Annotated in this window: 7 protein-coding genes; all 7 read right to left on the bottom strand. The window is 66.2% G+C overall.

The window, feature by feature from the left end:
- Window positions 1-12 precede the first annotated feature (12 nt).
- Window positions 13-2,937: a TonB-dependent receptor domain-containing protein gene (locus VG543_RS03770; RefSeq protein ID WP_423177749.1), complete on the bottom strand. Its 2,925-nt coding sequence runs from the start codon at window positions 2,935-2,937 to the stop codon at window positions 13-15.
- A 337-nt stretch (window positions 2,938-3,274) separates the two neighbouring features.
- Window positions 3,275-6,244: a TonB-dependent receptor domain-containing protein gene (locus tag VG543_RS03765; RefSeq protein ID WP_423177748.1), complete on the bottom strand. Its 2,970-nt coding sequence runs from the start codon at window positions 6,242-6,244 to the stop codon at window positions 3,275-3,277.
- Window positions 6,245-6,548: 304 nt separating this feature from the next.
- The gene (gene ppx, locus VG543_RS03760) at window positions 6,549-8,075 is read right to left on the bottom strand and encodes an exopolyphosphatase (RefSeq protein WP_019659539.1); all 1,527 of its coding nucleotides are present in this window, start codon (window positions 8,073-8,075) and stop codon (window positions 6,549-6,551) included.
- Window positions 8,076-8,245: 170 nt separating this feature from the next.
- Complete coding sequence (gene ppk1, locus VG543_RS03755) at window positions 8,246-10,333, bottom strand: polyphosphate kinase 1 (protein WP_019659538.1); 2,088 nt, start codon at window positions 10,331-10,333, stop codon at window positions 8,246-8,248.
- 4 nt (window positions 10,334-10,337) lie between these two features.
- Window positions 10,338-11,669: a phosphate regulon sensor histidine kinase PhoR gene (gene phoR / locus VG543_RS03750; protein ID WP_019659537.1), complete on the bottom strand. Its 1,332-nt coding sequence runs from the start codon at window positions 11,667-11,669 to the stop codon at window positions 10,338-10,340.
- Between the two features lie 106 nt (window positions 11,670-11,775).
- A complete protein-coding gene (gene phoB / locus VG543_RS03745) occupies window positions 11,776-12,465 on the bottom strand; it encodes a phosphate regulon transcriptional regulator PhoB (protein WP_005408258.1) in 690 nt (229 codons plus the stop codon).
- Between the two features lie 117 nt (window positions 12,466-12,582).
- A complete protein-coding gene (locus VG543_RS03740; protein ID WP_193743837.1) occupies window positions 12,583-14,289 on the bottom strand; it encodes a M48 family metalloprotease in 1,707 nt (568 codons plus the stop codon).
- Window positions 14,290-14,307: the final 18 nt, after the last annotated feature.

Below are 14,307 nucleotides of genomic sequence, written 5' to 3'. Positions count from 1 at the left end.
AAGCGCGGCGGATCAGAAGCGCTGCTGGTATTTCATGTAGATGAAACGACCAATGTCGAAGCCACCGTAGTAGGAGAAATTGGCGCTCGGCTGGCTGTACATGACCGGACCCTGGCGGCCGAACACATTGTTGGCACCGATCGAGACGGTCGCATCCCATGGCAGGTTGTAGCGTGCCTGCACGTCGTGGAAGGTGACCGATCCGCGACGGTTGTAGTCACGGCTGCCGCTGAACCATGGTGCGCGCTGGTCGGGGTGCGAACACTCGTTCGGATACTCATCAACGCCCAGGCAGCGCTCCTTGACCGCAGAGAAGTAGCGCAGGCCCCAGGTCAGGCCGAGGTTGCCGCGTTCCCAGCCAAGCGATGTGTTGGAGCGCACGCGGAAGCCGATGCCACCGTCGGTGGCGATGCCATTGCTGGGAATCGGCGGTACATCCGCCTCGTTGGTGGTCCGTTGCTCCGCAGCGACCACATAGGTGGTCTTCCAGTCGGCGCTCAACGTGCCCCAGGAGGTTTCGATCTTGTGGCCGATCTCCAGGTCATAGCCTTCGGCCTGGCGGAAACCGCTGTTGCGGCTGCCATAGCTGAGCGTGTTGACGATGCCCAGCTCCGGGTCGCGGGTAAAGCTGCCGCAGCGCTCGGCGATGCCCAGTTCGTAGCAGTCGCGGAGGATGTCGTTGGGGTGGTCGGCGACAATGGTGTTGTCGATGCGGATCTTCCACCAGTCCAGCGCGATGTTCAGCCCTTCGGCAAACGTCGGGCTCCACACCAGGCCCAGGGTGCGGCTGGTAGAGGTTTCCGGCTTCAGGTCGGGATTGGAACCGTTGGTGAAGGGCAGCGGTGTCTGCCCGCTGCTGCCGGTGATCGGCTCATTGCCCTGGCCGAGCTGGCGGTAGCTGTCTGCATTGGCGATGTCGGCGGCGCAGCGTGCACGCACCTCCGGGCTGCTGGCGGCCGCGCCATACACCGTATCGCAGGGGTCACGGAAGCCGGTGGTGAAGGTCTGCGAACCCCCACCGTACAGATTCGCGATGGTCGGTGCACGGAAGCCCTGCGCCCAGGTGCCACGGACCAGCAGCTGGTCGATCGGCTTCCACGACACGCCGAACTTGCTGTTGAGGGTTCCGCCGAAGGTGGTGTAGTCCGAGTAGCGCGTTGCCGCGTCGAGGGTCAGCTGGCGTGCACCGGGGAGGTCGTGCAGCAACGGCACGCTCAGCTCCAGGTAGGCCTCGTCGACGCGGTAACCCCCTCCAGTGGGGCCCGCCGCCAGGTTGGTGGTGGCCCCGGTCTGGGCCAGCGCGTCGGGAATGAAGCGCCCCTCCTCGCGGCGGCTCTCCACGCCCAGGGCGAAGCCCAGTTCCCCCGCAGGCAGCGTGGCAAGGCCTCCACTGAGGCTGGCGAACAGGTTGCGGGTGGTGTTTCTGCCACGGGTGATTTCCTCGGGGAACAGCCAGTCCTGCAGTTCGCTGTTGCCGGTCAGGCCGTAAGGGTCATCCTGGCCATACGGCACCAGCGGATTCCAGGGCTTGCAGCCGGCAATCGGTGCCTCCGGTGTACCGCATTCCACCTTGCCGGTGGCCGGGTTGTAGAACGAAGGGCCGGTGGAATCGGCGACGCGCTGCTTGTGCAGGTTGCCGGTGGCACGCTGCTCCAGTTCGCTGCGGTTGTACTGGTAGCCGGCTTCCCAATCGAACTCGCGACCGACGAACTGGAAGCTGCCTTCAAACGCGGCCACACCCTGCCAGGTGGTCAGTTCGCTGATGCTGACCCGCGGAATCTCCCAGGTGCGGCGGTTCCAGTGCACGTCGCTTGGGTGTTCATAGCCGTGGTGGCTGCCGAACGGGTTGAACCAGCTGTCGGCGGACATCGGCGTGATGCCGGCCGCAGCGGACTGGAACGGATAGCCGGCGACCTGGCGCGTGGTGGTACGCCGGTTGTAGGCCAGCTGCGTACTGAAGCGGACCTGGTCGTTCATATCCATGCGTGCGTCGACAAAGAGCGAATCGCGCTTGATCGGTGTCTGCACGTGCATCTGCTCGTTGCTGTTGCTGACATCACCGGTGAACGGTGTGTTGTCACTGAGGTGGAAACTGTCCGGCCCGCCCGGCTGGCTGCCGCGGTCGAGGGAATAGCTGCAGCCACGGCTGCTGCTGCAGCCCGGGCCCTTGAAGCCGACGATGCGCCCCCACTGCCCGACCGTGGTCCAGCCATCGTCCGGATGACGATCGGTGTAGCTGTAGACGCTGAAGCCGCGGTCCTTGGCCCATACGCCCTTCTCTTCGACATGCTCGGCGGCGACGCTGATCGAGGCGCGGTCGTTCGACCAGCCGGCAACCACGTCGTACTGGGTGCGCGCACCGTCACCTTCGCTGAACTGCCCGTGGTAGACGTTGGCCGCCACGCCCTGGACGTTGCGCCGGGTGATGATGTTGACCACGCCGGCCATCGCGTCGGAACCGTAGATGGCCGAAGCGCCGTCCTTCAGCACTTCCATGCGCTCCACGGCAGCGGCGGGAATGCTGGAAATGTCCTGGTAACCCGAAGTGGTCATGCCCAGGCGCTTGCCGTTGACCAGCACCAGCGTGCGCTGCGCCCCCAGCCCGCGCATGTCCACGTAGCTGCCGCCGGAGGCTTCGCCACTGCTGAGCGGGCTGGCGCGGCTGAGCGCGGGGCTGCCGGTCGCGGTCAGGTTCTGCAGGATGTCCGCGACGGAATTGAAGCCCTGCCGCTCGATGTCGGCGCGGCTGATGGTCAGCACCGGCTGTGCGGTTTCCAGGTCGACCTGGCGGATGCGCGAACCGGTGATCTCGATACGGTCCAGCGTGGTGGCTTCCGGTGCATGCTGGGCGAATGCGGGGGCGGCCAGTGCGGTGGTGGCCGTCATCGTCAGTGCACGACGGATCGCCAACCCCAGTTCGGGAATACGGATGGTCATGGGTCTCTCTCTCGGTCTTCGAAGTCTTCGGAACACAGCCAAGCGGGGCTGCGTAAATGCCACCGCAGTGGTGGACGTTCGAACCTAGTGAAGACGGGCGTGGAGACGTATGGGCAAACGACGAAAGCACCGTAGACAGTCGTGACGCTTCTGCACAAAGCAGAAGTAAATCAATCGATTGCTGCAAACAATGGCCGTGCGGCGGAAGCAGATCAGAGGACCGTGCCCCTGATTGAACGCATCAAGGTCAATGTGGAAAGCGACAGTCTGCGCGGAGGCAGAAAAAAACCACGGCCCCGAAGGGCCGTGGTCGTCGAGCTTCAACAGCGTGGATGGATCAGAAGCGCTGCTGGTACTTCATGTACATGAAACGACCGATGTCGTAGCCACCGTAGTAGGAGAACGACGAGTTCGGCTTGCTGTACATCACCGGCGCTTCCTTGCCGAACACATTGTTGGCACCCACCGACACGGTTGCATCCCACGGCAGGTTGTAGCGGAACTGCACGTCGTGGAAGGTCACCGCGCCCCGCTCGTTGTAGGCGGTCGGCGACTTCAGCCACGGGGCCAGGAAGGTCGGATCGGAGCATTCGTCGGCATACCGCGAGGCGTTGAGGCAGCGCTCCTTCACGCCGGAGTAGTAGCGTGCGGTCCAGCTGACGCCGAAGTCACCCACATCCCAGCCCAGCACCAGGTTCGAGCGCACGCGGAACGCAAGGCTGGTAGCGGTGCCGATGGTGTTGGCAACGCCGTTGATCGGCGTGATCGCATCGCGGACATCATTGGTGGAGCGGTAGACGTTCTTGCTCACATAGGTACTGGTCCAACCTGCGCTCAGCTTGCCGTAGCCGGTGTCGACGCGATAGCTGACATCCAGGTCGTAGCCCTCGGTCTCGGCGAAACCGGCATTGCGGTTGCCGAACTTCAGGCCGGTGACGATGCCGTTGGACGGATCGCGGGTGAAGCGGCTGCAGCGCGATTCGATGCCCTGCTCATAGCAATCCTTCAGGATCTGGTTGGGGCTGTCACCGACGATGGTGTTGTCGATGCGGATCTTCCACCAGTCCAGCGCCACGTTGAAGTTGCTGAGGAAGGTCGGGCTCCACACCAGGCCCAGCGTTTTGCTGGTCGAGGTCTCCGGAACCAGCAGCGGGTTGGAGCCGGACACGAACGGCGTCGGGGTGGCATCCTGCGCCGTGGTTACCGGCGTGTTGCCCTGCTTCAGCTGGCGGAAGTTGGCTGCATCGGCGATGTCACGTGCGCACCGTGCGCGGACTTCGGCACTGCCTTTGGCCGAGCCGAACACGGTGTCGCACGGGTCGCTGAACTGCGCGAAGGTTTCCGAACCACCACCGTACAGATCGTTGATGGTCGGTGCGCGGAAGCCCTCGGCCCAGGTACCACGGACCAGCAGCTGGTCGATCGGCTTCCACTTGAAGCCGAACTTGCTGTTGAGCGTGTTGCCGAAGGTGTTGTACTTGGAATAGCGGGTAGCGGCATTGAAGCTCAGCTCGCGTGCGCCGGGCAGGTCGGCCAGCACCGGCACATTGAGTTCCAGGTAGGCTTCCTTCACGTTGTAGCTGCCACCGGTCGGGCCAGCGGCCAGGTTGGTGGTGGCACCGGTCTGGGCGAGAGCGTCGGGGGTGTAGCGGCCATCTTCCTTTCGGCTTTCCACACCGAAGGCGAAGCCCAGGTCGCCGGCCGGCAGGGTCAGGATGCTGCCGGACAGATTGGCGAACGCGTTCTTGGTGGTGGTCCGGCCGGTGGTGTGCTCCGCCGGGAACAGCCAGGCCATCAGCTCTTCATTGCCGGTCAGTCCGTTCGGATCGTTTCTGCCGTAGGGCACCAGCGGGTTCCACGGCGTGCAGCCGCTGATCACCGCGCCCGGACGGCCACACATCACCTTGCCGGTGGCCGGATCCAGGAACGACGGGCCCACGGCGTCACGCACGCGCTTCTTGTGCAGGTTGCCGGTGGCGGTGGCGGTCAGCTCGTTGCGGTTGTACTGGTAGCCCACGTCCCAGTCGAAGTAGCGCTGGCCGATCTCGAAGCTGCCATCCAGCGACACTACCGCATGGTAGGTCTTCAGTTCGCTGGTGCTCACGCGCGGGATTTCCCAGGTGCGGCGGTTCCAGGCCACGTCGGTTGGCCTGGCATAGCCGTGCTGGGTGCCGAACGGGTTGAAGTAGCTGTCCTTGGACATCAGGCCGGTGGCGGTCGGGTCACCGGAGATGGACACCGAGCTGGACTGCAGCGGGTAGCCTGCAATCTGGCGCTCGGCCGAACGCTTGTTGTAGCCGAATTCGGTGCGCAGGTTGACCTGATCGGTGATCTTGAAGCGACCGTCCAAGTACACCGAATCACGCTTGAGCGGATACATGACGTGCATCTGTTCGTTGGCGTTGCTGACGTCGCCGGTGAACGGGGTTGCGTCGGTCAGGTGGTAGTTGGCCGGGTTGGTCGGGTCAGCGCCGCGGTTGAGCGAGTAGCCACACCCCTGGGTGGCGTTGGTGCAGCCCGGGCCGCCCTTCAGGCCGGTAACCTGGCCCCACTGGCTCAGCGTGGTCCAGTTGGAGGCGTCGTTCGGGTGGCGGTCGCTCACGCCGTACTTGCTGAACCAGCGGTCCTTTGCCCAGACGCTCTTTTCTTCGGAGTGCTCCAGTGCCAAGGTCAGCGACACGCGATCGTTGCTCCAGCCGCCGACCACATCGAAGCGGTCACGGGCACCGTCGCCTTCGCTGTACTGGCCGTGGTAGACATTGGCGGTCACGCCGTTGACGTTGGAGCGGGTAATGATGTTGATCACGCCCGCCATCGCGTCGGAACCGTAGATGGCCGAGGCGCCGTCCTTCAGCACTTCAATGCGCTCCACCGCAGACACCGGCAGCGAGGACACGTCCTGGTAGCCGGAGGTGCTGATGCCCAGACGCTTGCCATTGACCAGCACCAGGGTGCGCTGCGCGCCCAGGTTGCGCATGTCGATATAGGTGCCGCCGGTGTTCTCGCCAGCGCTCAGCGCGTTGGCACGGCTGATCGCCGGGCTGCCCATCGCGGTGACGTTCTGCAGGATGTCGGCCACCGAGCTGAAGCCCTGGCGCTCGATGTCCAGCCGGCTCAGTGCCAGGACCGGCTGAGCGGTCTCCACGTCCACCTGGCGGATGCGCGAGCCAGTGATCTCGATGCGATCCAGGGTGGTCGGCGCGGCGGTGCCGCCACTCTGGGCGAACGCAGGCAGGGCGGCCAGCGCCGCCGTGGTTGCCAGGGCGTAGCGGATGGCCTGCCCCAGGGGGGTAGTACGTGAAGTCATGACGAGCTCTCTCTCTCTAAGGTCGTGCAGGGACGCCAAAAAAGGGCGTCGAAGAAATCGGCCGCCGACAAGCGGACCGATGACCCGATAGTAGTCTCGTTGGTTAAGTCTCTGTAAAGAGGATATGTCGGTTTGTACCAGCTTTCTTCATCAGATTTCACGAAAGCTCAACAAAAGCAGTCGCTTAGCGGTCACGCTGAATGCGCTTGCTCGACATGATCTGCTGCATCGCAGCAGATCTATGCGGGGCACTTGCGCGAACTGTAACGGTGTGTGACCTACTCCCCTCGTGGGGGCGCGGCGCTCAGGCCACGAACGGCCGGAACTGGATGCCCAGCCCGGCGATGCCATCGGTCTCGCCGATCAGGTCCGCGCGCAGCAGCGGCCGGGCATCGATGAAGGCCTGCGGCACGATCAGCGACAGGCGGTTGTCGTCGGCGGTCAGTTCCAGTGCCGGCAGCGGATCGTCCTCATGGGCACGGTTGAGCAGCACCGCCAGGCGCAGCAGGGCGGCCAGCCGGCGTGCGGTCAGCAGCAGGCGCTCGGGCAGGGCGTCGAAGGCGGTCTTGGTCACGCTGCGGCGGTGGCTGCGCACCAGCGCGGCCAGCATCTGCTGCTCCTGGCGCGAGAAGCCGGCGATATCCGAGTGCTCCAGCACATAGCTGCCGTGCACGTGATAGCCGCTGTGCGCGATCATCAGGCCCAGCTCGTGCAGGCGCGCGGCCCAGCCGAGCATGCGCGCATCGTCGGCATCGAGCCTCCAGCGATCCTGCACCTGTTCCAGCAGCGACAGCGCGGTCTCCTGCACCCGCTCGGCCTGCACGGTATCGATGCCGTAGCGCTGGCTGAGTGCGGCCACCGATTCATCACGCAGGTCGTTCTCGCCGGCGCGGCCGACGATGTCATACAGGATGCCTTCGCGCATCGCGGCCTTGCTCACCAGCAGCTTTTGCAGGCCCAGCGCCTGGAACGCGGCTTCCAGTACCAGGATCCCGCCGGCGATGATCGGGCGGCGGTCGCTGGACAACCCGGGCAGCTGGATGTCGTCGATCTTCTTCGCCTTCAGCAGTTCATCGCGCAGCTGCGGCAGGGCCTCGGCGGTGATCGCGCCCTTGCTCAGCTTCATCGTTGCGCAGATCTCGCTGATCGCCTTGTGCGTGCCTGAAGAACCCAGGGCTTCCTGCCAGCCCAGCGCACGGTACTTGCTGGCGAAGGGCTGGAACTCACGGCCGATCTCGGCCAGCGCATCCTTCCAGCGCTTCTTGCTCAGCTTGCCGCCAGGGAAGAAACGCCGTGTGCTGGCGATGCAGCCGGCCTGCAGGCTTTCGCGTTCCAGGGTCTGCATGCCCATGCCGATGATGAATTCCGTGGAGCCGCCGCCGATATCGATCACCAGCCGGCGCTGGCCGGGCTTGGGTGGTTGCGCATGGGCCACGCCCAGGTAGATCAGGCGCGCTTCTTCGCGACCGCTGACCACTTCGATGGCATGCCCGAGCGCGGTTTCGGCGGGAACCAGGAACGACTGCGGCGAGCGCAGCTGGCGCACGGTGTTGGTGGCCAGCGCACGCACCCGGTGCGGCGGCACATTGCGGATGCGCTGGCCGAAGCGGGCCAGGCATTCCAGTGCACGTTGGCGTGCAGCGGAAGAGAGACCACCCTTGCCATCCAGGCCATCGGCCATGCGCACCGTCTCGCGCAGGCGGTCGATCACCCGCAGCTGACCGAGCGTGTAGCGCGCGATGACCATGTGGAAACTGTTGGAGCCAAGGTCGATGGCGGCCAGCAGGTCGCCATCCTGCAATGCGGGCGGAGTCGTGGTGGTATGCGGCATGGACGAATGTTAGCCGAAGGGGCGGTGTGCTCGTCACCGCGCGGCCTTCACATTTTGGAAGGAGGCGTGCAGCACGATGGCAAGGGGTCAGATCCCGCTGTGGGTGGGTGCCGACCGTTGGTCGGCACTGATCGAATCCCGACAATCGGTCGGGATCCACCGGGGCAGGACTACAGCCCCTGCATCAATGCCATCTGCGCGGAATGCGGCGCTTCGTCGTGCGCCGGCGCGCGCTTGTGGTAGATGCCGTCGGCATCCAGTTCCCAGGCGTTGAGATTGTCGTCCAGGTAGTTCTGCAGCACTTCGCGATAGACCCGCTTGGCCAGCTCCGGGTCGAGGATCGGGAAGCAGGTCTCGACCCGGCGCAGCAGGTTGCGCTCCAGCCAGTCGGCGCTGGCGCAGTACATTTCCGGAGCGCCGTCGTTGCCGAACCAGTAGACGCGGCTGTGTTCCAGGAAGCGGCCGACGATCGAGCGCACGCGGATGTTGTCCGAGATGCCCGGCACACCCGGGCGCAGGGTGCAGGCGCCGCGGATGATCAGGTCGATCTGCACGCCGGCCTGCGAGGCCGCGTACAGGGCGCGCACCACCTGCGGTTCGTTCAACGCGTTCATCTTGGCGATGATCCGCGCCGGGCGGCCGGCGGCGGCGATGCGCGTCTCGCGCTCGATGCGGCCGAGGATGCCGGTATGCAGAGTGAAGGGCGACTGCAGCAGGCGCTTGAGCTTCATCTTCGAGGCGAGGCCGGACAGCTGCTGGAACAGCAGGTGCACGTCGTTGCCGATGTCCGGGTCAGCCGTGATCAGGCTGATGTCGGTGTACGCGCGGGCGGTACCGCTGTGGTAGTTGCCGGTGCCCAGGTGTACATAGCGGCGCAGTTTGCGGCCTTCGCGGCGCACGATCAGCAGCATCTTGGCGTGGGTCTTGTAGCCGACCACGCCGTACACCACCTGCACGCCGGCCTCCTGCAGGCGATCGGCCAGGCCCAGGTTGGCTTCCTCGTCGAAGCGCGCGCGCAGTTCAACCACCACGGTCACGTCCTTGCCGTTGCGCGCGGCCTGGATCAGTGCATCGACGATCAGCGAATCCTTGCCGGTGCGGTACAGGGTCTGCTTGATCGCCAGCACGTTCGGATCGATCGCCGCCTGCCGGATCAGGTCCAGCACCGCGGTGAAGGCATCGAACGGATGGTGCAGCAGCAGGTCCTGGCGTGTCACTGTCTCGAAGATGCCGTCGCTGTCGCGCAGGGTGCGCGGGGTCATCGGCGGGTACTTCAGGTCCGGCTGCGCGATCAGGTCGTACAGCTGGATGATGCGGTTGAGGTTGACCGGGCCATCAATGCGGTAGACCGCGTTCTCGGTCAGGCCGAAATTCTGCAGCAGGGTGCGCACGATCTCACGCGGCATGTCGTGGGCGATCTCCAGGCGCACCGCCGGCCGGTAGCCGCGGTCCACCAGCTCGTCGCGCAGCGCCAGCGCCAGGTTTTCCACTTCCTCCTCATCCACCACCAGCTCGGAGTTGCGGGTAACGCGGAACTGGTAGGCGCCCTGGACTTCCATGCCCGGGAACAGCTCATCGACGAAGGTGGACAGCACCGACGACAGGAACACGAAATTCTGTGATCCGCCCAGCTTTTCCGGCAGCTGGATGATGCGCGGCAGTGAGCGCGGCGCACGCACGATGGCCAGGTGGCCGGCGCGGCCGAACGCGTCGGTGCCTTTGAGCACCACCACGATATTCAGCGACTTGTTGAGGATCTTCGGGAACGGATGCACCGGGTCCAGGCCCAGCGGCGACAGCACCGGCATGATCTCGTTGCGGAAATAGGCGCGCAGCCAGCGCCTCTGCCTATCGGTCCAGGAATGGCGGCCGAGCACGCCGATGCCGGCGTCCATCAGCGCCGGGCGCAGCGTCTCGTTCCAGCAGCGGTACTGCTGGTCCACCAGTTCGGCGGCGCGGTCATGAATGGCGCTGAGGATGGCCTGCGGGCTCATCCCGTCCGGTGCCGGCGGCAGGCCGAACTCCTGCGCGTGGCGCACGGCGGCGGCGCGGATCTCGAAGAACTCGTCGAGGTTGGTGCAGGAGATGCACATGAAGCGCAGGCGCTCCAGCAGCGGCACCTGCGGGTCCATCGCCTGGGCCAGCACGCGGAAGTTGAAATCCAGCTGCGACAGCTCACGGTTGATGTACAGCGCCGGGTCGCGCAACGGATCGTTGTCCGGGCTCACGGGGAGGGGGAGGGATCCGAGGCTGCTCATGGCGTCATTCTTCGATGGAGGTCAGGGGGGCGGACTCGCGCGGGCGCACGTGGTCGGCATCGAAATGGCAGGAGAACACCGAGCCCTTGCCGACTTCGCTTTCGATCTCCAGCCGTGCGTGGTGCAGGCCGAGGATGTGCTTGACGATCGACAGGCCCAGTCCGGTACCGCCACTCTCGCGTGAGCGGCTGCTGGAAACCCGGTAGAAGCGTTCGGTCAGGCGCGGCAGGTGCGTGGCGGGAATGCCGTAGCCGGAATCGCGCACGGCCAGCACGGCGCCGTCGCCCTCGCGGCGGAACTCCACCGCGATGCGGCCACCGGCCGGGGTGTAGCGCACCGCGTTGGTGACCAGGTTGGAGAAGGCGCTGTGCAGCTCCTTGGTCGAGCCCTGCAGGTCTACGCCGGCCAGATCGTCGATGCTGATCTGGTGGCGGCCCTGGCTGTGCGCTTCGGCCTCGCGGCGCAGGGTTGCCAGCATCGGCTGCATGGCCACGGTCTCTTCCTCGCTGTGTTCCTGCGATTCCAGGCGCGACAGCGTCAGCAGGTCTTCCACCAGCTGGGCCATGCGCTGGCTCTGCTTGCGCATTTCCTCCAGCATCGGTCCGGTTCCCGGGAAATCCTCCGGGTCCATCATGTCCAGGTAGCCGTGGACCACGGTGAGCGGCGTGCGCAGTTCGTGTGAAACATTGGCCACGAAGTCGCGGCGCACCTGTTCCAGGCGAAGCAGCTTGCTGACGTCACGCGCGATCAGCAGCCAGTAATCCGACGAATAGGGAATCAGGCGCAGGTTCAGGCGGATCGCCGGGTCGACCGGCGAGGGCACGTCCAGGATCGGCTCGGCGTTGCGGCCACCGGCCAGCCAGTGCGCCAGCGGCATTGGCTGCAGGCGTTCGACCAGGGCCTCGCCAAGGTCGCCGGGATGGTGCAGGCCGAGCAGGGCGGTAGCCGCTTCGTTGAACCACTGCACGCGCTGGCTGTTGCGGTCCAGCACCACCACCGCATCGGGAAGCGCGGCGGCAGCGGCGCGGTAGCTGCGCAGCATGTCCAGCAGGCGGCGCTTGCGTACGCGCATTTCCACCTGGTTGCGGTACAGCAGGCGGTCCAGCTCGTTCCAGACGCCGCTGCCTTCCTCGGCGGTGTCCCAGCGCTGGCGCGCGGTCAGCCGCCGCAGCACGCTGCGCAGCCGCCAGTAGTGCCAGGCCAGGGTGGCCAGCGCGCCCAGTGCGATGCACAGCCACAGATGCCCCGAGAGCCACCCCACCAGTCCGGCGAACAGCAGCACCGCGGCAACGGTGGCCAGGGTCTTCAACCAGGCAGAGCGGATGTGGCGGGGCATTGCGATCTCGTCGTTGAGGTGCGGCGGTTCACTGGGGTGAACCGAGGGTTATAGCAGAGTTGCCGGCGCCGGCACCCGCAGGTGCTTGGCGCCGGCACGACGAGACTCAGGTGGCAGTGGAGAAACGGTAGCCGGCGCCGCGCACGGTCTGCACCATGTTCTCGGCGTTGAACGGTTCCAGCGTCTTGCGCAGGCGGCGGATGTGCACGTCGATGGTGCGCTCCTCCACGTACACGCTGCCGCCCCACACATGGTCCAGCAGCTGGGCGCGGGTATAGACGCGCTCCGGGTGGGTCATGAAGAAGTGCAGCAGGCGGTATTCGGTCGGGCCGATCGGCACCGGCTGGTCATTGGCGAATACGCGATGCGCCGCGCCATCGATGCGGATCGGGCCGACCGCCACGCTGCCGTCCTCGTCGTCCTCGCGGGCGCGGCGCATCACCGCGCGGATGCGGGCCAGCAGTTCGCGCGCCGAGAACGGCTTGACCACATAGTCGTCGACGCCGGCTTCAAGGCCGCCAACGCGGTCGTTCTCTTCACCGCGCGCGGTCAGCATGATGATCGGCACTTCGCGGGTCAGCGTTTCCTTGCGCCAGCGACGGGCCAGGTCCAGGCCACTCGTACCGGGCAGCATCCAGTCCAGCAGGATCAGGTCGGGGACGCGGTCGGCGATCGCAGTCTGGGCCTCCCGGGCATCGCCGGCGTGGACCGGTTCGTAATCGCCCTTGCGAAGGGCGAAGGCGACCATTTCACGGATCGCGGGCTCGTCATCGACGATCAGGATGCGTTTCTGCACGAGGACACCGTAGGGCTCGGTTACTGGAGTGGTGCCAGTAGACTACGGTTTGATGACATGTTTGTGACTACCCGGCCTGGAACCGGCTGGGACTGCCATCGGCCGGTCATGCAGCGCTCAGCGCCGGTCCAGGTCCGGATCCTGCACACCCTGGCGGCGCAGCTCCAGCACGGTCGGGGTGATCGATTCGATGCGCGCGTCAACCCGCGCACGGCCGATGTAATCCAGTGCCGGGTTGCGCTTGAGCGCCTGCAACTGCAGCAGCGCCTGCTCCGGCCGTCCGCTGAGGAAGGCCGCCTCGGCATAGGCCTCGCTGGCACGCACGCTGTCGCCGGCCAGCTCGCTGGCGCGGGCATATCGCTGCTGGAAGACCGGATCGTTACCGCTTTGCGACAGCAGGGGCCGCAGCATGGCCTGCGCGCGCTGGCCGGCCTCGCGGGTACCCTGTTCGTTCAGGATCTCGGCATAGGTCAGTGCCACCGGGCGGCTGTTGGGGTGCTGGCGCAGCAACTGCTCGAAGCGGCTGTTGGCCTGGGCGGCCTGGCCGGCCCGTGACTCCGCTTCGCCCAGCGCCAGCGCCAGCCACAGGTTGTCCGGCCGGGCCTGCAGCAGGCCGGCCAGGGTCTGCCGGGCCTGGGTGGCGCCGGCGCGACCGCCGCGCATCACAGCCAGCGCCTGGCCATAGCGCTGGGCATCGTTGAGGCCGTCCTCCTGGCGCTTGGCCAGGTCGGCATACTCGCGTTCCAGCTCGGGCGCGGAGTCCGCGCTGAGCACGCGCAGGCGCTCGCGCGCCCAGTCGAAGTCGCCACTGGCGCCGCGGCTGAGCTGGCCCATCGGGATGCGCAGCACGTTGCTGGGCAGCAGCGGGTTGTTTCCGCGCAGCAGGGGCTCGGCCAGGCTGGGGTCGGCCGGGTCCACGCGCTCCCTGCGCTCGCCGCTGGGGGTGGTGGTGGTCAGCAGCACCGTGTCCTTCTTCATCTGCTCGGCGCGGGCCTTGGCCTCGCTGATGCGGGTGATGTTGACCGGGTGGGTGCGCAGGAACTCGGGCACGCTGTAGCCGCCTTCGTTGCCGCGCATCGCCGATGCCATCCGTTCGAAGAAGCCGGCCATGGCATCCACGTCGTAGCCGCTGCGCGACAGCGTGCGGATGCCGAGGCGGTCGGCCTCGGACTCGTTGGAACGGGTGTAGTTGATCTGCCGCTGCTGCATCAGGCCCATGCCGGAACTGATCGCGGCCATGGTCGCGTTGCCGGAGGACGTGCTGTTGCTGGCCTGCGCGGCCACCACCGCTGCCAGCATGCCCAGCAGGATCGGGATCTGGTCGCGCTGGGCGCGCTCTACCCCGCGCAGCACGTGCTGCTGGGTAACGTGGGCGATTTCGTGGGACAGCACCGCGGCCACCTCGTCCTCGCGCTCGGCGGTCAGCACCAGGCCGGCATTGACCCCGATGTAGCCGCCGAGGGTGGCGAAGGCGTTGATCTGCCGGTCCTTCATCACGAAGAAGGTATAGGGCTGCCGTGGCTGGTCACTGTTGGAGCCGAGCCGGGTACCCATGGTCTGCAGCCAGTCGTTCACCAGCGGGTCGTCCAGCAGGTAGCCATAGTTGCGCAGCTCGCGCAGCATCATCGCGCCGTACTCGGCCTGGCGGGCCGGGGTCAGCAGCTCACCGGCCGAGGAGCCGATGTCGGGCAGCTTCTCCTGGGCCTGGGCCTGGGCCAGCGGCACGGCCAGGGCCAGGGTGACGGCGGTAGTCAGCAGCAGGGCTCGCAAGCAGGGGGTCCTCGGGCGGGGCGCGCCAAGCGTGGCAGGGCAGGGGGCAACCATTCGTTAATCCACAGTGTT

This window comes from Stenotrophomonas sp. CASM101, from assembly GCF_049384845.1.
Classification (GTDB): Bacteria; Pseudomonadota; Gammaproteobacteria; order Xanthomonadales; family Xanthomonadaceae; genus Stenotrophomonas; species Stenotrophomonas hibiscicola.
The sequence above is the reverse complement of the archived record's forward strand: the minus strand, read 5'-3'. Positions and strand labels throughout refer to the sequence as shown.